This window comes from Geodermatophilus chilensis (assembly GCF_002802985.1).
Classification (GTDB): Bacteria; Actinomycetota; Actinomycetes; order Mycobacteriales; family Geodermatophilaceae; genus Geodermatophilus; species Geodermatophilus chilensis.
Genome location: NZ_NVPT01000031.1, coordinates 1 through 19,924 on the forward strand (window position 1 = coordinate 1; position 19,924 = coordinate 19,924).

General features: G+C 69.1%; 14 protein-coding genes. 8 read left to right on the plus strand and 6 right to left on the minus strand.

Going from position 1 to position 19,924, the window contains the following annotated elements:
• Nucleotides 1-261: 261 nt before the first annotated feature.
• The 3 genes from CNO22_RS07395 to CNO22_RS07405 form a co-directional block, all read right to left on the minus strand.
• A complete protein-coding gene (locus tag CNO22_RS07395) occupies nt 262-1,071 on the minus strand; it encodes a metallophosphoesterase family protein (RefSeq protein ID WP_157936839.1) in 810 nt (269 codons plus the stop codon).
• A gap of 152 nt (nt 1,072-1,223) precedes the next feature.
• On the minus strand, nt 1,224-2,381 hold the full coding sequence (locus CNO22_RS07400; protein ID WP_157936840.1) for a carboxylate--amine ligase: 1,158 nt from the start codon (nt 2,379-2,381) through the stop codon (nt 1,224-1,226).
• A 609-nt stretch (nt 2,382-2,990) separates the two neighbouring features.
• Entirely contained in the window at nt 2,991-3,566 is a 576-nt protein-coding gene (locus CNO22_RS07405) for a hypothetical protein (RefSeq protein ID WP_100498755.1), read from the minus strand.
• A 1,283-nt stretch (nt 3,567-4,849) separates the two neighbouring features.
• Between CNO22_RS07405 and CNO22_RS07410 the strand changes: the two genes are divergently transcribed.
• The 5 genes from CNO22_RS07410 to CNO22_RS07430 all read left to right on the plus strand — a co-directional run bounded on the left by CNO22_RS07410 (nt 4,850) and on the right by CNO22_RS07430 (nt 11,002).
• A complete protein-coding gene (locus CNO22_RS07410; RefSeq protein WP_100498757.1) occupies nt 4,850-5,539 on the plus strand; it encodes a sugar transferase in 690 nt (229 codons plus the stop codon).
• Between the two features lie 196 nt (nt 5,540-5,735).
• Nucleotides 5,736-6,629, plus strand: a complete 894-nt coding sequence (locus CNO22_RS07415) for a lipid II:glycine glycyltransferase FemX (protein ID WP_157936841.1) — start codon at nt 5,736-5,738, stop codon at nt 6,627-6,629.
• Nucleotides 6,630-6,721: 92 nt separating this feature from the next.
• Entirely contained in the window at nt 6,722-8,536 is a 1,815-nt protein-coding gene (locus CNO22_RS07420) for a GNAT family N-acetyltransferase (RefSeq protein WP_198588164.1), read from the plus strand.
• A 211-nt stretch (nt 8,537-8,747) separates the two neighbouring features.
• A complete protein-coding gene (locus CNO22_RS07425; protein ID WP_157936842.1) occupies nt 8,748-9,554 on the plus strand; it encodes a YveK family protein in 807 nt (268 codons plus the stop codon).
• Entirely contained in the window at nt 9,551-11,002 is a 1,452-nt protein-coding gene (locus CNO22_RS07430; RefSeq protein WP_100498761.1) for a hypothetical protein, read from the plus strand. Before CNO22_RS07425 ends, CNO22_RS07430 begins: the two co-directional genes overlap by 4 nt.
• 273 nt (nt 11,003-11,275) lie before the next feature.
• On the opposite strand, the gene CNO22_RS07435 is transcribed toward CNO22_RS07430, so the two are convergent.
• Nucleotides 11,276-12,343: a glycosyltransferase family 2 protein gene (locus CNO22_RS07435; RefSeq protein ID WP_157936843.1), complete on the minus strand. Its 1,068-nt coding sequence runs from the start codon at nt 12,341-12,343 to the stop codon at nt 11,276-11,278.
• Between the two features lie 323 nt (nt 12,344-12,666).
• On the opposite strand from CNO22_RS07435, the gene CNO22_RS07440 reads away from it, so the two are divergent.
• A complete protein-coding gene (locus tag CNO22_RS07440) occupies nt 12,667-13,779 on the plus strand; it encodes a glycosyltransferase family 4 protein (protein WP_100498763.1) in 1,113 nt (370 codons plus the stop codon).
• Between the two features lie 154 nt (nt 13,780-13,933).
• Nucleotides 13,934-15,349: an oligosaccharide flippase family protein gene (locus CNO22_RS07445; protein WP_100498764.1), complete on the plus strand. Its 1,416-nt coding sequence runs from the start codon at nt 13,934-13,936 to the stop codon at nt 15,347-15,349.
• Nucleotides 15,350-15,722: 373 nt separating this feature from the next.
• Here CNO22_RS07445 and CNO22_RS07450 read toward each other — a convergent pair whose 3' ends face one another.
• A complete protein-coding gene (locus CNO22_RS07450; protein ID WP_157936845.1) occupies nt 15,723-16,880 on the minus strand; it encodes a glycoside hydrolase family 5 protein in 1,158 nt (385 codons plus the stop codon).
• Between the two features lie 542 nt (nt 16,881-17,422).
• Between CNO22_RS07450 and CNO22_RS07455 the strand changes: the two genes are divergently transcribed.
• Entirely contained in the window at nt 17,423-18,367 is a 945-nt protein-coding gene (locus CNO22_RS07455) for a glycosyltransferase (protein WP_100498766.1), read from the plus strand.
• A 466-nt stretch (nt 18,368-18,833) separates the two neighbouring features.
• On the opposite strand, the gene nrfD is transcribed toward CNO22_RS07455, so the two are convergent.
• Nucleotides 18,834-19,871: an NrfD/PsrC family molybdoenzyme membrane anchor subunit gene (gene nrfD / locus CNO22_RS07465; RefSeq protein ID WP_100498768.1), complete on the minus strand. Its 1,038-nt coding sequence runs from the start codon at nt 19,869-19,871 to the stop codon at nt 18,834-18,836.
• Between the last annotated feature and the right edge of the window lie 53 nt (nt 19,872-19,924).

Here is a 19,924-nt window from a genome sequence, read left to right on the forward strand (position 1 = left end):
GGCCATGATCGGGCTGATGGCCCGCCGACTCGCACCGGCTCCCGGCCGCCGTCCCTGGCAGCCAGCACGAGCTTCCTGAGCCCTTTCTCAACACGTTGTCAGCCGGCTCCGGACCGGGCCCCGTCCGGGGCCCGTGAGCCGGTGGGGTGGTCGACGGCTTCGCAGCGACGGTGGCCCGGCGTCGCGGATGCCGTCGCACTGGGCCTGAACCCTGCGCCGAGGAGGGACCATCCGCGTGCGGGGTCCCTCAGCCGCAGTGGTTCAGGGCCGGCCCCCGAGGACCCGGTCGACGATCCGGCGGGCCATCATGCGGACCCGGCCTCGCACCCGTGGCGGCGCGTACAGACAGCGATCGGGGAGGCGCAGCTCCTGGAGTACGCGTCGGCTGGACTCCACGTCGTAGTCGAGCCGGAGGAACTCGACGCTGCTGGAACTGCTGTCGTACAGGGCGCACCGCGCGCGAGGTCGGCGCTCACGCTGCCGGGACTGGCCGACGCTACCCGGATTGAGCAGGCGGGCGCCTCCTGGCAGGAGAAGTCGGCCCTGCGCGGGGACTGCTCCCTGACCCGCGACCACGCACCACTGCCGGTGGGTGTGGCCCAGGACCAGCGTGTCGCTCCGAGGAGCCTCTACCGGCATCCGGCGCAACAGTTCCTGCGCGCGCGGCTCGTCGACGACGTACTCCTCGGGACTGTCCAGCGAACCGTGGGTCATGAGGATCGTGTCCGCCTGCAGTCTCAGCGGCAGCGACTCGAGGAACGCCCGGACGTCGGCCGAGAGCAACGACCGGGTCAACTCGGCGCTGCGGCGGGCCATCGGGGGGAACCGCGTGGGCGGCAGCCGGTCGAGGACGAACAGGTCATGGTTCCCGGCCACGCAGTGAGCACCGGCCCCAGCCAGCAGCTCGACGCACTCGTTGGGCCGGCCGCCATAACCCACGAGGTCCCCGGCCACGAGCAGCCGCTCAGCCCCTCGGTCCTCGAGGAATCCGAGGACCGCCTGCAACGCGGAGTGGTTCGCGTGCACATCCGAGAGCAGGCCGATCCGCATCAGCTGTCCCGTCCTCCTCACCGGTGCAGGTTCTGGGGACAACGGCGGACGTGACTCGCCGACGAAGTCGGTTCACACCATGGCCGGGGGTCCAGGCCGAGAACGCTGGTCACGGGACGACGGTAGGTACAGCTGACACCCATCCATGGAGTGACAGGCTGTCGCCCGACCTCTCAGCCACGGTCGTCGGGCTTCGATGACCGTCCCCGCCGATGCTCCGGGACGTGTTCGCGGATCCAGGCCCCACCGGCCGCGAACAACGGGAGCGGATCGTTCCACGCCCAGAATGCCTTCGCGTCGCAGTTTGCGGCCCAGACCAGCCACCGCAGCAACGGCACGCCGGCCTGCCTCGCGGCCAGAACGTCCTTGGGGTGGACCCAGGTCGCAGTGGTCGCGCGGTCGGTCGGGTTGCCGACCCATCGACCACCGATCAGATCCGCGTACACCATCGCCGGGAGATTGACTCCCACTCTGGCCCCCAGGTGGTGCCAGAGACTGAAACGGGCGTTGATCTCCAAGAGGTACAGCTCCCCATGGGATGAGCGCTTGAAGTCGAACTTGGCCACCCCACACAGCCCGATCTCGTCGATCAACTTCCTACCGAGGTCCCTGACGTCTGGAGCTTCGGTCAGAGCCAACGCCGTGGAGTGCCCGAACTCGGCGGGGAGAGTACGGATCTTCCGGCCGGTGAACTCGCCCCGGATCGAACCTCTGCCATCCACGTACACGTGGTAGCTCTCGATCGCGGACTCGGGGCCGTCGACACACTCCTGGACGATGAACCGTTGGTCCGACCCTCGGAACCGCTCAGCGAGAGTCCTCAGCTCCCCGAGATCATCGACGCGGAGGGCCTTGGCAAGCTCAGCGGACGCCCACGTCCTGCTGCGCAGAGCCGGCTTCACGATCAGAGGGAAGACGCGCGCGTCGTAGTCCACATCCGCGAACGCCGCGGCCGACTCGACGACATGGGTGACGGGAACCGGAAGCGACAGCCGCCCACTCAGGGCGCTGAAGCGCTGCTTGTCCGACACGTCCTCGACCAGATCCGGCGATGCGACGACGAAGCGGAAGGTCGGTTCGAGCTGAGACCGGTAGCGGGATGTGAAGACCAGAGCTTGATCCGAGCAGAAGAACAGCACCGGCGGGTCGCCCTGGCGACGACCGAGCTCGAGGAGGCGCTCGAGCAACTGCTCGCTGCACTGCTCGATGGGGAGGTCCCAGTCCCAGTCGAAGGCCTTCGTGGCGAACCGCGAGTACTGCGCTTCATCATGATGAGGCGCGACGACCACAGAGGGGATTCCCGCGATGGCGAGCGCGCGGATCACCTCCACGCAGCCCGACCCGATCACGACTGCGAGCGGCTGTGGACGGTCATGCGCCCCACCGGAGGGGACGGTCTGCAGAACCTGCAGCCGTTGGGCGGTGAACCCGTCGGATACTTCTCGAGGTCCCCCCGAGTCGGCTCTCGGTGCTCGCTGCATGAGGCGGCTCCCTCATCGCTGGCCGGTCCTGCGGACAGCGCTCAGTGTGCCTCCGCTGGATCCACCGTGACGTGCTTGCGGCCGCGGTTCGGAGCTCCATCGCCCCCGCCCTCGGCCACGGCGACCCGCAGGTCCCACCGGGTGGCGTCCGGGCGGCCGCAACCCGGGTCCAGGGTGGCCACGCGGCCGACCTCGGGGGAGCGTCCTCGATGTGCAGGGCTTCGGCGCCTACCACGTCGACGACGGGGTCGTGGCGCGGGCCGGGCAATCAGAGCTGCGAGGGTCCGCCCGGAGGACCCCGCGGACCTGTTGGCCTCCCAGCCACCCATCCTGATCAACACAGGTTCGGAGACCTGCTGGGTCCAGTCGCGCAGCAGCCCGGTAGCGGGCCGCCGCGCGACTGGACCGACGTCGCCGCCCAGGTCGAGCAACCGGGCGGAAGCCGGCGACCTCGCCGGCTCAGCCTCCCCGAGTGGCCGTGGGTGGAGTCCCAGCGGCGGACGGCCACTGCAGCCACGGCTTGGTCCGTTCGTACTCCAGCACCTCGTCCGTATACCCACGCCACGTCGACTCGGCCGGATCGCCGGAGAAGTGGACGCCGATGCAGGCTTCCAAGTTGCCGCGGAGTTCCGGGTACCACATGGCGCCGTCGTAGCAGGCCCTGCGGAGCCCCATGGCCCAATCGGCGTTGAAGGCTGTCGATGAAGAGGAGTTGGGATACGCGCCCCACACCGTCGTCTTCATCTGGTAGAGCCCGTACGACTCTCCCTCGTCACCGACGACGGACTGCCACCAGGTGGTCTCGATCACCGCCTGCGCCCGGTTGAGGTCGGTGGGAAATCCCCATTTGCACGAGGCCCACTGGATGATCTCGTCGGTTGTGCCAGTGAAATCGCCGTCGACGCGGCCTCGATAGGCGGGCCCATCGGCCTCAGCGGTGGACCACGAGGCCATGCCGTAGGGGGCGGGACCCGTGGGAGGGGTGCCGTTCGCCGTCGCGTTCTCCGGCCTCGGCTCCCACTGGTCGCGCTGCACCCGGGCCGCGCACTCCTCACCTGATGGGAGGGAACTCCCCGGCGACAGGAGCGGGAACGAGCCACCGACCGCAACCTCACCGCCAGCAGTCGAGGTCGGCTGTGTCGGCGCCGAGGCCGAGTCGTCCGCCGCCGACGAGGTGGAGGAACCGGCCGGCGCAGCGGTTGAGCCGCTCTCTGCCGGGAGGACTGGCGGCTGAGCGGGAGAACCGGCCGGTGCACGCTCGTCGGCTGGGGCGGCAGCCGCCGGTACGGCGGAGTTCGATCGAGGTGTCGCCGTGGGCAGCGCCTCACGCGCGACTGAGGAGGCACGGCTCAGGCGGGACGCCGCTGCGCGCGCCGCTGAAGCGCGACGCTCCTTCTTCGCAGCCGCTTCTTCCAGGGCTGAACTGGACAGCGGCTCGGGTTCAGGGACGGAGGTCGCGGCCTGCGTGCCCGCCAGTACGAGCAGTAGCAAGACGAGGCTGACGATCCATCGGGTCGACCTAGCCTTCTTCTGGACGCGGTGGCGCTTCACAGTGCGCACCGAATACGATTGAGCACACTGGGTAAGATAACGACTGTGTAACGGAGCGTCAACTCCGTCCCACACCCGCAGCGAGACGCCCAGGCCGCACCTGGACCGACGGCCAGGGCGGAACACCAGGTGGACGGCGGCCCCCAGACCCCCCAGAGCGATCCGCGGACGGTTGGCAGGTCTCGGCCGACGCAATTGGGCGAGGCTGCGACAGAGCGGTTCGGCGCGGCGCCTGTTCCGGCTGCGCGGCCACGACGCGGACGGCGAGAGGCTGCCATCGACCGACCGGCACGAAGCCTCAGCAGGTGCGATTGCGCGTAGTCGATCACGGTGGACACTTCCGGTCGGCGAAGACTCCCGCGGCGCGCATTTGGGTTGACGGTCCATCTTTGACACATCAGTGTCACAACGGCACGAGTCGGGGAAGCGGAATGGCGGCTTCAGCCCTAACCAATGCTGGTAGCGCGGCCTGAGCCGTCACTCATACTGCCCGGCCACGTCCCACACGGAGGACTCATGGGGGCTCAGCGCAGACGACGCCGCAGGGTTCGCCACGGCTGCCGCAGGTCCCAGCATGCCGCCTTCATCGGCGGCGTTCGCGGCGATGTCTCGCCCAAGACACGAGCAGGAACCTGGTCGCACATCGTCCGCGTCGCGGCGGCGACGGACGAGGCTGCGCGTGATGCCGGTGACGGGATCCCCGCTGACGCCGGGCCGCTCGGCGTTCAGAGCGGCAGGCGTTCCAACCTGACCCCAGCGGCCGCCTCATGAGCAGTGCGGCGTTCTCGGCGGGAGGAACCACGGCTTCTGATCGACCACGTGCGGGCAGACAGCGCAGCTGGGAGGCGGCCCCCCGTCGAGGGCTGGACATCATCGGCGCTGCCGCCGTCCTGGTGCTCACGGCCCCCTTGTCCCTGGCCATCGCCGTCTGGGTCCGGCTGGACAGTCCCGGTCCGACGCTCCTCCGGCAGCAGCGGGTGGGCCTCGGGCGGCGCCCGTTCACCTTCTACAAGTTCCGCTCCATGCGCGTCGGCGTGGACGACGGGGCGCATCGCGCACTGATCGCCGCGGAGCTGCGCGGCGAGGACACGTGCCGCGGCGGCAGCACGAAGATCGAGCACGATCCCCGGATCACCCGCTCGGGCCGCTTTCTGCGGCGGACCAGCCTGGACGAGCTGCCTCAGCTGTTCAACGTCCTCCGCGGCGACATGTCGCTGGTCGGGCCGAGGCCCTGCCTGGACTGGGAGGCCGACATGTTCCCGGCGAAGTATGCCGAACGATTCAGTGTCCGCCCTGGCGTGACGGGTCTCTGGCAGGTGAGAGGCCGCAGCACCATGGGGACGCTGGACATGCTGGAGCTCGACCTGGAGTACGTGCGCGACCGGCGGCTGGGACGCGACCTGTCGATCCTCATCGCCACGATTCCAGCCCTGTTGCGTGGGGACGGCGCCCGATGAATCCCATTCCGGCCCGGTCCTGCATGCCGTCCGCCGGGATTCCCTGCCTGTGACCGCGGTCCAGCGTGTGGATCCCCGCACCCATCCCCTGTGGCACGAGTTGGCCAGCGGCCCGGGGGGCAGCCTCTTCACGTCCCCGCCGTGGATCACGGCCGTCAGCGACACGTACGGCTTCACGCCCTCGGCACGGGTCAGGGTGGACGACTCCGGGAGCCCGGACGCCGGGGTCGCCTGGATCGACGTGAACGACCTGCGCGGGCAGCGACGCGTGGCTCTGCCCTTCTGCGACCGAGCCGACCCCATCGTCGAGGACCTGACCTCGTGGCAGGCGGTGGCGGCCGACGCGTTGGGCGACGAGGTCCCGCTCAACCTCCGGTGCCTCGACACGTCGCCGGCCGTCGAGGACCCGCGCTTGAGCACCATCGGGGAGGCGGCGTGGCACGCGACCCCGCTGACCCGGTCGCTGGACGAACTGCACGCGGCGTTCCGTCCGCAGACCCGGCGGAACATCGCGACAGCGGAGCGAGCCGGCGTGGAGGTGATCCTCAGCGCCGAGGCCGAGGCGGTGCGGGAGTACCACCGGCTCCACGTCGAGCTCCGCAAGCGCAAGTACCGACTGCTCGCCCAGCCGCGCGAGTTCCTCGATCGCATCTGGAAGGCCTTCTCCCCTGCAGACGCCATCCGGACCGCGCTCGCCATGGTCGACGGTCGACCGGTCGCCGGCGCGCTGTACCTGGTCTGGCAGGACACCGCGTACTACAAGTTCGGCGCCTCCCAGGTGGAGTTCCTGCCGCTACGGCCGAACGACGCCATCCACTGGCAGGTGATCCGGTGGGCCCACGGTCGGGGGCTCCGGATGCTCGACTGGGGGTTGTCCGATCTGGATCAGCCCGGGTTGGGCAGGTACAAGCGCGGATGGGCCAGCGTGGAAGGCCGGATCCGCACGCTCAACGCCGGAGGGCCGCCTCTCGGCCGCCGGACCGACGTGGAGGAGACCCTGGCTGCGATCACCGACCTCCTCACCGACCCTTCCGTGCCGCAGGCAGTCACCGCGCGTGCCGGGGCGGCTCTGTACCGGTTCTTCTGCTGACCATGCGCCTACGCCTACATCTCCATTGCACCCGAAGGCCCGGGAGAACGACTGCGCCCGGCCTGGGTGCCTCCACGGCGGGCTCGCTCTCGGTGGTCGTCTGCACCACCCCCGGCGAGACCAGGCTCGGAGAGTGGGACGACCTGGTGCGCTCACACCCTCTCGCCGATGTCGCGCAGCTCTCGGCATGGGCACGCATCCGCAGGCTCGCCGGATACGGCGCGATGTACGTCCTGGTGGTCCATGGCGAGCGGTTGGTGGGCGGCGCGCAGATCATGGTGCGTCGCATGCCAGGGCTGGGCATCCTTGGATACGTCCCGTACGGCCCGGTCGTGTCGTCCGCCGACGAGGAGCCGGACGCCGTGCAGGACACGATCGCGGACACGCTGGCACAGCTGGGCCGGCGTCGCTTCCGCATGTTGTTCGTGCAACCACCTGAGGGCGCCGAGCGCGCCTCCCAGGCGTTGCTGGATCGTGGATTCCGGGACTCCGACGCGGATGTCGCCCCGGCCGCATCACTGCACGTCGACCTCAGTCTCGACGAGGCCGAACTGCGGGCCAATCTCAGCAAGCGGCTGCGGACCTGGACGAGGTCCTGGGAAAGGCGTGGGGTGACGGTCCGCCGGGGGTATGAAGAGGACGTCCCGATGCTCGCCGGACTGCTTGCCGAGACAGCCCAGCACCAGGGCTTCACCCCGTTCGGCGTCGACTACCTGCGCACGATGTACCAGGAGCTGGCCCCTGCGGGACACCTCGTCGTCTTCGTCGGTGAGGTCGCCGGCCGTCCCGTCGCGATGGCCGTGTTCACCGCCTGCGGCACGGTGCTGAAGCTCCGCCTGGTCGGCCTGCATCGCTCCGACGAGGAGCGGCGGCTCTATGTAGCGGCTGCGGTGCACTGGGGCGCGATGAAGTGGGCCAAGGAGAATGGCTACCGCTGGTTCGACTTCGGGGGAGTGTCGCCGACGTCGGTACCCGCGCTGATGTCGGGACGCCGGGCGGACCTGGACGCGCTATCGGGCCCGGACTGGTACAAGGCCCGCTTCGGGGGCCAGGTGTTCCGGTACCCACAGCCCGTGGAGATGATCTCCTCCCCGATCCTGCGAGCCGGTTACGACCTGGCGCGCCGGTCCGCTGCCGGACGCCAGATCGTCTCCTGGGTGAAACGCAGGTCTCGCACCGGATCCCACGCACTCAGCCGAAACCGGCGGACCCGGTATCTCCTCCGGAGGACCACAGTGATCAATCTCCTGTTCGAGAGAGCCGTGAAGCCTCCCTACATCACAGCCAGGCAGTTCGCGACGAATGTCCTGTTCGACAGGCGCTACCACGTCGACACTGCTGGGGTGATGAGCTGCGCTGACCTCGGCCTGTCGGATCCCCGATCCGTGCGGTACATGCCCGCCGGGGTGACGAACCTGCGTCGGATCCTGCCGCCTCGGGAGGTGTCCGACGAGGATGTGTTCATCGACTTCGGCTCCGGCAAGGGCCGCGTCGTGCTGCAGGCAGCCCTGTACTACCGGGTCCGGCGGGTGTACGGCGTGGAGCTCTCCGAGCGCCTGCACGAGATCGCCCAGCGCAACCTCGAAGTGTGCCAGGACCGGCTGCGCTGCCGTGACGTGCGGCTGATCCGGGCCAACGCGGCCGACTTCGAGATCCCCGACGACGTGACGGTCGCCTTCTTCTACAACCCGTTCGTCGGCGAGGTCTTCGAGACCGTCATCGCGGGGTTGTTGACGTCCGTGGACCGTCATCCCCGTCGGCTACGGATTGTCTACGGCAATCCGGCAGAGGAGGCTGCACTGCTTCGAACCCGCCGGGTGCGGCCGGTCCGCACGCTGCGCGGGTGGCGCCCCGGCAGGGAATGGGCGCGATCCAACTCCTTCCGGTTGTACGAGGTGACTCCGTGATCCCCGCCCTCCTGCTCATCGACCTCCGATGATGCCCCGCAGCGGCCCGGCGCCCGATGACTCGAGCGCGTCGCTCCCCGGGATCCCGGCAGCGGCGTCACCCGCCCAGCCCAGGACCGACGATGGCCGGGAACCTGGACAGGATCGACGGGCCAGACTGCATGCCGCCCCGGGACACGGCCTGACCAGGGCACAGTGGCTTCGTCTCGCCTTGCTGGCCATGGTGATCACACTGCTGGGCGGGGTCGTCGGTTATGTCGGCTCGTTGCTGCTGCCCGAGCAGTACGCGGCTCGCGCGGAGCTGCACTACAACCTGGCGCAGGCCAAGCCGAACGAGCTGCTGCGCGAGGACCGCACCCTGAACACCCAGCTGGTGGTGCTCCGCAGCCGCACGCTGCTCGAGCCGATCGCATCGGCGAACGGGCTGACCGCCGAGGAACTCGGCGGACAGGTGACCGCGATGGTTGTCCAGAGCAGCGAGGTCATCCAGGTCGAGGTCCGGGACTCGTCGAGCGCGCGCAGCCAGCGGCTGCTGGAGCAGCTCACGGCCGGCTATCTCGCGCTGGCGAATACTCCCGATGCTCCCGATGAGGACATCGACACCGAGTCCGTGGAGGCGCAGCTCCGGGAGGTACGGGACCGTCTGGGCAGGCCGGGCCTCTCGACGGACGAGGCGGAGATCCTGGCCCTGCGGGAGGCGTCGCTTCTCGGGCAGCTCGACTCCATGGAGCTCGCCGCGCAGGACGCAGCCACCGTGTTGACCCCTGCGTACTCCGTGCCGGATCCCGTCAGCCCACGGCCACGATTTGCGGCAGCGACCGGAGCGCTCACCGCCTTGCTGCTCGCAGCGGGGGCGGTCGCGTTCCTCGCGCGGCGGTGGACGGGGCACGCGGGGTCGACGGATCCGGTGACGGTGCTCGCGCCTCCCACGGCTGTTCCCGGGCGCGGGCCCGGCGGCGCACGGGGCGCTTCGGTCACTGCTGCACCGGGTCCCGTCGACCGTCCCGCATCGCTGTGACGGCGACCGCCGAGGTCGACCGTCTGCAGCCGTCCCTCCGGGCCCCCGGCCGTCGCACCGCTACGTTCTCGCTCGCCGCTGCCGCGCTGGCCGGCCTGATGGCTGCACTGACCGGGCCGATGACCGGGGTGGTCGCCGCGGCGCTCGGGCTCTTCGCATTGACGGCATGGCGTCCGATCACCGCGACCTACGTCTACCTCGGCACGCTTCCCTTCATCGCCGGGATCCAACGCGGCGATCTGATACCCCTGCTCCGTCCGAACGAGGCCCTGCTGGTCGTGCTGACTGCCGGCGTGTGCGCCGGCGGATACGCCCGGTTCCTCATGGGCCGCCCGCTCGCGTTGCGCCTGCGTCCGCTGGACCTGCCACTCGCGACCTTCGTCATGCTGGCCACACTGTGGCCCGTCGTCTCCCTGATGTTGCGTGGCGCGACCCCGAAGGGGACCGAGCTCATTGCGTTGCTCCCGGCGGTGAAGCTCGCCGGGCTCTTCCTCCTGGTCCGCATCACCGTGCGCACGGCCGCTCAACTCCGGCGCTGCATCCGTCTGGTCATCTGGACCGCGGCAGCCCTCGGAGGCATCGCCGTGCTGCAGACGTTGGGCGTCCGTCCCGTGCTGTCCCTCCTGGGCACCTACTGGGGTATTGACGCAGGACTCCCGGAATCCAGCGCCCGCGGCTCGGCGACACTCGGGCATTCGATCGCCACTGGCGACTACATCCTGATCGGCCTCGGCCTTCTCATCGCGGCTGCCGTCCGCGGCCTGATCGGGCGCAAGGAGCGGCTCCTCCTCGGCTTGGTCCTCGGGACGGGGCTACTTGCCTCCGGCCAGTTCTCCACCTGGTTGGCAGCGCTCGTGGCCGGCGGAATCGTCGCGTACCGGATCCCGGAGGTGCGGCGCCGGGCGATCCGCTTCGCCCCCCTCGCTGCGTGCGCGCTCGTCATCGGTGCTCCGGCTGTTCTCGGTCGGCTGCAAGGCATAGACGGCGAACTCGGCGTACCGCAGAGCTGGCTCGTCCGCTGGGACAACGTGACCTACCTCTACCTGCCGCCCCTCTTCGAGGACTACGGATTCGTGATCGGGGTCTCCCCGGACTCCGTGCTCATGGCCCCGGACATCTGGCGGGACGTCATCTGGATCGAGTCGGGATACCTCCAATTCTTGTGGATCGGCGGGATCCCGTTGCTGGCCGGCTTCATCTGGCTCTCGGTTGCCGTGCTGCGCCACGCGCATGACGTCGCCAGCCGACGCGACGCCCTCGGCGCCTGCGGAACCTGTATCGAGATGGCCTGGGGTGTGCTCATGGTCGTCTCGGTCTTGGACCCGCACATCTTCCTACGAGGCACGGGGGACCTTCTGTTCAGCCTCGTTGCGCTCACCAGCGGCAGGCTCCTCGATGACGAAAGAGCGCGAGGCTCGACTCGACCACGCACGGACGCCCAGGCGTGACATGCGGTCGACCCGCTGTGTGCTGTGGCACGCCCGCGGTGGATGAGGGAGCAGGACGCTGTGAGCCGCGAGCCGGAGTCAGGAGAGCCACGTGCATCTCTGGGCAGGTGCCGTTCGCCTTCGCGTGGATGCTGTCGCTCGTGCGCCGGTCGCCCTCGGCGACCCTGTGTTCGACTCGGCGCCAGCCCGACCGGAACACGCCTTCGATCGACGAGAGTGAGCCCGCAGGTCCACCATCGGCTCGGACCCCGCCCGTCGACACCGATCCCACGATCACGAGCCCTGCGAATTCCTCCTGTCTGCCGACTCCTCGCCAGTGACGGAGCACTCCGTCGGCAACGTCGACCGAGGCACGGCCACGTCCAAGGAGCGTTCGGGCATGCGAGCCGGAACCGGTCGACGCGGATTCTGCATCCGACGTACCGCCCGCATGTACATGTGCCAGGCGACCTTCCACAGCACGAGTGGTGCGTAGTCCGGGTTGGTGCGCAGCAGGTTGGCGAATCCCACGAGGTCATGGTGTCGGATCAGCTGGGAGATCGTGTGCTTGGCGACGGATGCGCGTGCGTGGCGGTGATGGCGCCGCAGAGCAGCCGAGACTCTCCGGTCAGTGATGACGGTCGGATCGGACAGTAGCGCCCGTGAGCTCGTGACATGCTGGGAGATGACCGCGTCTGGACTCAATGTCAGTGAGTTGGCGTGCCTGAGGTAGAGGTAATAGCCCTCCGGGAGCTGCCTCCAGCGAGCTCCTGCGGCAAGGAGCCGGACGTAGAGGTAGTAGTCCTCGGTCACGCGGAGTTCGGTGTCGTACCACATCTCCTGCGCCGCGAGGAAGTCGCGTCGAATGACTGGCTTCAGCAGCCCGAGGTCGTAGCGGATGAACTCGGCCAGGGTGAGCCAGTACGGTTCACGGCGGCGCAGGCCGACCCAGCCGGAAAGACTCCAGTACTCCAGGGCATTCGTGTCGGTGCGGGACTCGTTGATGAACAGAAGGTCATCGCAGACGACATCGGCGCCGTCCGAGGCCAGCAGCAGCGCTTCAAGTCTTCGTGGAAGCCATGTGTCATCCGCATCGAGCAGGGCGATCCAATCACCGGAGGCCAGCGCAATGGCGCGATTCCGACTGACCGAGACACCACAGTTCTTCACGTTCTTGACCACTCGGACTCGCCGGTCCTCCTCGGCGATGCGTAGTGCTACGTCAAATGTCCCGTCGGCCGATCCGTCGTCGACGACGATCACCTCGAGGTCCCACTCCGTCTGGGCGAGCGCGGAGCGCACTGCCCGCTCCAGAAAGTCCTCGGCGTTGTACGCGGGGATGATCACGCTCACCTTGGCCACTTCCCGAGCGTAACGTCGGCAGCGCCGTCTGGGCTGCTGATCCGCAGATGACCTGAAAGGTCGCCACGACCCCATGGACCTGCGCAGACATGGACTCTCGCTCGTACCGGTGCGGCCGGTCGGGCCTTGGGAATCGGGCACGGCGACGTGCGCTGGCCGACGAAGGGTGAAGTTCGTCGATGTGCACGCCCGACGGTTCCGGGACCTCCCCAATGCGCGTGGCTGTGCCATCCTGAGGCGGCCCCAGCGCCCCGTCACCTTCTCGTCCGCTCCCGTCCGCTCCCCGCCAACGTCCTGCGCTGGCCGAAGCGCAGGAGGTTGAAGTGACCGTCGACGACGGGAGACGACGCAGTCTCGTCCTGGCGCCTGCGTGGCCAGGACAGCCGAGTGCCGACGAGCTCATGCGATCGGCCAAGGCGGGAGAGCGACCGCGGACCGACTACGTGGAGTTGGCCCATGCCATCGACGCAGACGTGATGGACATGGCGTATCTGGTCAACAGGGCGACCTGGCTCGCTCGAGCGGTCATGAGACGCAGCGGGACCGTTCCCGCTCAGGTCATCGAGGCGTTCCTGCTCCGTCGCCGCTACCGGCACATCATGGCAAGAGCCGACCGGCTGGGGCTCCCGTTGGCGGGGTTGTTCAAGCTGGCGCGTTCGCGTCGTGACCTCGTGCTGGTCTCCGTGTGGTTGTCCCCGCGCAAGAAGGCCGTGTTCCTGCGCCCACTTCGGGTGCACTCGCACCTCAAGGCGATCGTCAACTACAGCAGCGTGCAGATGCACCACGCAGCCGAGCGCCTCGGCGTTCCCCGCGCCAAGCTGCACCACGTCCTCATGCAGGCTGACGAGCGCTTCTGGCGCCATGACGGCAGGCCCTCCGAGAATCTCGTCTGCGCGGTCGGCGCCGAGGCGCGGGACTACGGCACACTGCTGGAGGCCGTCCGAGGCCTTGATGTGCAAGTCGAGATCGCTGTCGGCAGCAGTGTGTTCCGCAGCGGCGACGCGGCGCTCGACCTCGGCCCCACCTTCGGCTCCATCCTCGCATCCGATCTCCCACCCAACGTCCGGCTCCGACAGCAGCTCGACCACCGTGAGCTCCGGGACCTGTACGCGCGAGCCCGGCTCGTGGTCGTCCCCCTCCAGGACGTGGACTTCGATGCGGGGGGCACGGTCATCTGCGAGGCGATGATGATGGGCAGGCCTGTAGTAGTGACTCACGCACGAGGACAGGCCGACTTCATCCAGCATCGTGAGACCGGGATGTACGTGCCTCCCGCAGATCCACGGGCCCTTCGCCTGGCCCTCGAGCACCTGCTCACCAACCGTGAGGAAGCTGAGCGGATGGGGAGAGCGGCCAAGCGGTTCGCCGAGGCGCATCTGACCCTGGACGGATGGGTCGCGGCCATCGCCGAGATCATCCGGGCGCAGGCTGACTGAGCGTGGCGATGCTGACCGCGAGCGCTCGAGCCGCCCCTCACCGCCTCCTGGGAGGCGACGCGGTGGTGGACGTCAGCATGAGCGCGACCTGCCACTCCGGCATGCCGGCTGACTCACCTGCGGAACGGCGAGGGGCGAGGTCGGGTGAGGCGCCGTGACACCTGCTCCCGAGCCAGGAGGCTTCCGGCAGAAAGTACTACGAGGAGGTCGCTACCTCGTCCTGCGCCAGGCAGCAGGGCTCGCCATCGGAGTGGGAGGCGTGCTGCTCCTGACACGGCTGATCGGGCCCGCCAACTACGGCGTGTACGCGGGCGCACTGGCGATCGTCACATTCGTAGCAGACGTCGCCAGGCTCGGGGTCGAGGTGTATCTGGTTCGCAGGGAGCAGGAACCTGACCGGTTCGTCTACTCCCAGGCATTCACCTTGCTCTTGCTCGGCGGAGCGGCGGTGGCCGCCCTCTCGGTCCTCGCTCAACCGCTGCTTCGCTTGTGGTTCGAGGACGAGCGGTTCATCACTCCCTTACAGGCCCTCTTCCTCGCGATCCCGCTGGTGCTGATCTGCCAACCAGCTTTCGCCGCGCTCGAGCGCGACCTCGACTTCCGCAAGGTCGCAATCCTCGAGCTGGTCGGTCAGCTCATCTTCTATACGGCGGCGATCTCTCTCGCGCTTCTCACCAAGAGCGTCTGGGGCCCGATCGTGGGCTTCTGGCTCTGGCAGACCTGGCTGGTCGTGGGGAGCTTCTGGGCGGCTCGACTCCGACCGGCGCTCGTATGGTCCCCCGTGCTGGTGCGAGAGATGCTCCAGTACGGCCTGAGCTATTCAGGGGCCAACTGGATCTGGAGCGCTCGATTGCTGGTGAACCCCCTCATAGTGGGGCGGTATCTCGGGCCCGAGAGCGTCGCCTACGTCAGTCTCGCGACGCGTCTCGTCGAAGTCGCTTCCTTCGTCCGCACGGCGACCTGGCGCTTGTCGATCGCTGCACTGGCCAAGCTGCAAGGCGACGCCGGTCGCCTCCGTCGCGCCATCGACGAGGGGACGACGTTGCAGGTACTCGGCGTTGCGCCCTTTCTGTGCGTCGGCGCCATCGGGGTCACGTGGCTCCCTGACCTGCTCGGTCAGTCGTGGCACCCAGTGATCGGGATCTTTCCCTTCATCTCCCTGGCTGCCCTCACCAACGCCATGTTCAGCATGCACTCGTCCGTCCTGTACGTGCTGAAGCGAAACCGCCAGGTCGCCGTCTTCCACCTCACCTGCGTCGGACTCCTCGCCGGGTGCGCCCTGATCCTCGTGCCGGCGTTCGGATTGATCGGGTACGGCCTCGCCGAGGTCGGGGCGATGGCCTCCTACGCCGTGCTCCATCGGCAGGTCACGAGGCTGTTCCCGCTCCGGTACCGCACCAGCGCGCCCTGGTTCTTCGCGCTTGCTCCACCCATCTTCGTCTCCCTGGTACCACTTCCCTACGCGCCGTTGTTGTTCGTCCCAGTCGTTGTCCTGCTGTCTCTCACTCGTTACCGCAGGATCCTGGCTCGCTACTTCCGGCAGATCCGTCCGCGGGCTGCCGAGGCATGAGACGACCACGCTCGAAGACGACCTCTGAAGATCTGGGGGCCGACCGACCTTCCTGGGGCCGCGGCACTCCGACCACCACAGTGGGTTGCTCACTCCCCGACGGGCGCAGGCGCTGATGAGCGTGAGGGTCCGCGCGGGGCAGGACGGATCAGCGAACGACTCGACGACACAGAGTCTGCATCGGCCGCCCTCCCTGAAGTGCCACAGGCAGCTCCCCGCGAACGCACACGACACCCGGCACACACCTGGCGCTCAGCATCGAGAGGCGAGCCCGGTCCCCCACAGCCTCGATCAGCTCGAGCCGGCCCCAAGAGGTTGACCTCGGCACGAGGCCCGCTGGAACGGATCGCGCCCGTACCCCGCACCGACGCGGTCAGTAGCCCGACTCCTCCGCGTAGGCCAATTCCATGGCGTAGGAATTCCCATCACCGCGCTTCCAGTAGTGATGGGCTTCGTACTTGACATTGTCCTCAGGGTCCTCGATCCACGCCTGGGGATGCTGCTCAGGCCACTCGCCGGCGTGAGAGTACTGATAGCCGGCCACCATGATGAGCGTGTCGTCGCCGGCCGTCCGGATGGCAGTGACCGCGGCCTGCGAAGCCTCCTCCCACACTTGCGCGGGGGATCTGCCGTCGACCTCGGGCAGGTTCGACGGCTCGTTCATGAGGTCGTAGGCCAAGACGCCAGGATCCTCGCGAAAGGCCTCGCTGAGCCGGCGCCACAGGTCAGCGAAGTCATCCTGACTCAGCTCGTCCGAACCTATGGCCCGGCGCACCCCGTGGGTCCCCTCGATGAGGTGGTAGGCGCCGTAGTTGTGCACGTCGAGGATGACCTCGAGACCCGCAGCATGCGCCCGGCCGACGGCCCCTCGTAGACGGCCGAGTTCCTCCTGATCGAGCTCTTCACCCAGTGCCGGTTGGATGCGCTCCCACCGAAACGGCAGGCGCACCGTGTCGATCCCCTCGGAGGCGAGGTAGTCGAAGGACTCCTGACTGTCGTATCGATAGTCCCTGCCATACTCGCCCGGGTTCTCGTTCGAGAACACGGTCACCTCATCAGTGCTCCCCGGGGCGCCGAACTCGCCCCCGCTGACGTTCACCCCGCGCGGCTCGTTGCCGTCCCGAGCATGCCGTGCCACGAGTTCCCCCGTCGGCGTGGTGATCGCGAGCGGTCCACCGTTCGGTCCGTGTGTGAAGGGGGAATAGACGTAGTCGGAACCCCACCATTCTCCCGACGACCACACATCCACCCAGAGCCCAGCCTCGTCGGCCTCCTCGAACCAGCGCTCTGCCAGCCGGAGCCACCGTTCGACGTCCCCGTCGTTCGGTATCCCGACCTCGCCGACGTAGCCCTCGACACCGTTGCGGGCGAGCCAATCCGTGAACACCTCGAGCTCCGACACGACGCGGCGTTGGAGGGCATCCTCTTCAGCCTGCCGCTCCTCTGCCGGAGCGGGCTGGCGCGACCCATCGTCCGCGAGGTGGCGGGCGCTGAACCACCACAAGCCAGTGGCTCCGACCAGCGCGACCACGAGCGTCAGCGCCGCGAGCGCGCCCCGCCAGGACGCCTTGCGTGCGGCAGGACCCGGAGCATCATCCTGCCCGCCGGGGCGCCGTACCGCTGTGTTGCCGATCACAGCATTGTATCGTGTCCGTCGAAGGCAGGGCCCCGCTCACGGTTCCGCCCACCGAGGTGGCGGCGGCCCGTTCCGCAGGCTGGTGAGAGCGGCGAGGCGAGGGCGCCACGGATGCGGGGGCTGTCCACCGTGGGACGTCGGTCCGGTCCGGACTCCCGGCGAGCCGCAGACCGACCGCACCGAACCGAGGTCGACGTCCCCAGCAAGGGACGGTGGTCACTGGTGGATGGTGCCGGTTGTCGGCGCGGCGCGGTACCGGCCCGCCGGGCTCCGTCTCCTGGCCGTCGAGCGTGGTGCGAGACCGCCGTCTCCCGGTGTCCGCGTACGCGGATGGCTTCGCCATGATGTAGCGAGCGACCTGCGTCTCCGCTCATCGCTACGCTCCTGGAGCCGCTGGGGGCACGACGCTCCAAGTCCATGACAGCGTTGGAGAGGCGATGACGACTCTCTTCGTGGCCTCGACCGGCGGCCACCTGAACGAGCTCGTCACGCTCGCCCCGCGACTGGTGCCCCGTGACGACGACATCCTCTGGGTCACCCATGACACGCTGCAGAGCAGGTCGCTGCTCGGAGACTCGCAGACCGTCTTCGTGCCCGACCTCGGTTCCCGGGACCTCCCGGGGACAGCGGCGATGGCCCTGCGGGCCTGGAGGATCCTGCACGAGTACCGACCCGAGCGCGTCCTGAGCACCGGTTCGAGCATCGCGGTGGCTTTCCTGCCAACGGCTCGCACGTTGGGGATGGCGTGCCATTACATCGAGTCCGGAACTCGGGTGACCGGGCCATCGGTGACCGGTCGCATCCTTCAGCACATCCCTGGCGTCCACTGCTACACCCAGCACGCACAATGGGCGTCGGGCCGGTGGTCCTGTGCCGGGTCGATACTCGACGGCTTCGAGCAAGAGGCGGTGAACGCGGCGCCACGGTTGGACCGCGTCGTCGTGACCCTGGGCAGCTGGCGGCAGCCCTTCCGCCGCCTGATCGAGCACTTGATCCCCCTCCTGCCGATTGGAGCGGAGGTGCTCTGGCAGACCGGCCACACCGACGTCAGCGGTCTGGTGGATCGACCTACCCCGTGGCTGTCGGCAGCCGAGCTGCACGTGGCCATCAGGAAAGCCGACCTGGTGGTCACGCACGCCGGGATGGGGGCTGTGCTCGACGCCCTCGATGCCGGCCGCTGCCCTGTGGTGGTGCCGCGCGTGCAGGAGCACGGCGAACAGATAGACGATCACCAGGTCGAGTTGGCCGCCGAACTGGGGCAACGGGGACTGGCCGTGGTGAGCGAACCGGGTGCGCTCACGACAGCAGCTCTGCTGGATGCCGCGAGCCGGCGCATCACCCGAAGTAGCGATCCCCGCCCGTTCCTCCTCGCACCGCCGTAGGAGCCGAAGGAGGCCAGGTCGAACCACCCGCTCGCGGATCAGGACGGCCCCACCGAGCAGCTACCCCAGCGCGCCTCGCCGATGGCGCCTCGCTGTGCGCGGGGCAACGCGACAGCGTCGCCCCAGGCAAGGCAGTGCGGCCCGAAGCCGAGTGACGTCATCCGGACTGGTGCCGCGGCCAGCGGCCGTTTCAACGCGACCGGGCGGCGTGGCTGAAGGAGGTCGGCCCAGCCGGGCCGCCATCCCAACCGCGAGATGGTCGATCTGCCCACCACCAGGTCACCGGGCTCGAGCGCCTGCAGGTGAGCCTCCGTGACCGCCTCCTGCCGCACCGAGCGGTGCGCCGATCGGGTCCCACACCGCATACCCGATGACGTACCCCAGGACGACGACCGGCGGCGCCGGCACCGCGACGACGAGGACGGCCACACCCATCCTTCGGCCGGCCCCGCCAACCGCACCGCCGTCAGCGGGTGACGGAGGGCGCGTGGCCGTTCTCCCGCGCGGCGAGCCGCTCGCGCTGCGGGACGACGGTGTACTTCGGGTCCCTGGCGCTGGCCATGCCCGCCTCGAACACGCCGAAGCGGGTGAGCAGCGACCCGGCCGCGAGCAGCGCGCCCGCGACGACCGCACCCGCGCGCCGCCGTCCGGCGACGACGGTGAGCGCCGCCCCGGCCGCCGTGCAGGACTTGGCCGCCCGCAGCAGCCGGCCGGCCTTGCCCTCGTGGTACGGCTCGCTGACGATGCCGAACTCGTTCTCGACCCGGTGCATCGCGGCCAGCTCGATCGCCGCGCCGGCCACCGCCATCTTGCGGGACGGGCCGGCCTCCTCGACCGGGCTGAGGGCCATCGTCAGGCCCCCGCCGGCGGCCATCCCCGAGGCGCCGAAGACGAACGGCAGCTCCTTGTGGGCGGCGTGCCACGACGGGACGGCGGTGTTCGAGAACAGCACCCCGGTGTAGGTCGCCAGCGGGCCGCCGAACAGCGCCGCGACCACCCCGCCGAAGCGCTTGAGCCGCGGGAACCAGCCCAGCAGCTCCACCGCCGCCGTCGCCCCGGCCGCCGCGCTGAACGGCGCCAGGATGTACGAGCCGATCGACAGCGGGGACGTCGGCTTGATCACCCGCAGCATGTGCAGGAACCGCTCGGGCCGGCCCAGGTCGTGGATGAGGAACACCACCGAGGCGACCGCCGCGCCCCCGGAGACGTACCGGGAGTTGCGGGTCAGCGCCGGCCGGTCGGTGAGGTCGGCGAGCGCCGCCAGGATCGACGACGAGCCGGCCGCGCCACCGAGGAACAGGTACAGCGGCACGTCCGGCGTCTTCCACACCGGCGGCTTGATGATCGGCCGGCCGTAGTAGGAGGTGAACTCGGCCTCCTCGACCATCGCCACCTCGCCGCCGGGGCGGCCTCCGCCGCGCCGGCGCCGCTTCTGTCGCTTCTGCGCCGGCGGTCCGTCCGCCCGCCGCCAGCCGGCCCCCGGCGTCGCGATGCCCTCGGTCACAGCTCCTCCTCGCTGGCGCTCGTCGGAGCTGTGCCCAACGGTGCTCTGCTCAT

What these genes read in the sequence shown, in the direction of transcription:
- CNO22_RS07410 (WP_100498757.1), top strand. Translation starts at nt 4,850, where the DNA reads ATGAGCAGTGCGGCGTTCTCGGCGGGAGGAACCACGGCTTCTGATCGA.
- CNO22_RS07455 (WP_100498766.1), top strand. Translation starts at nt 17,423, where the DNA reads ATGACGACTCTCTTCGTGGCCTCGACCGGCGGCCACCTGAACGAGCTC.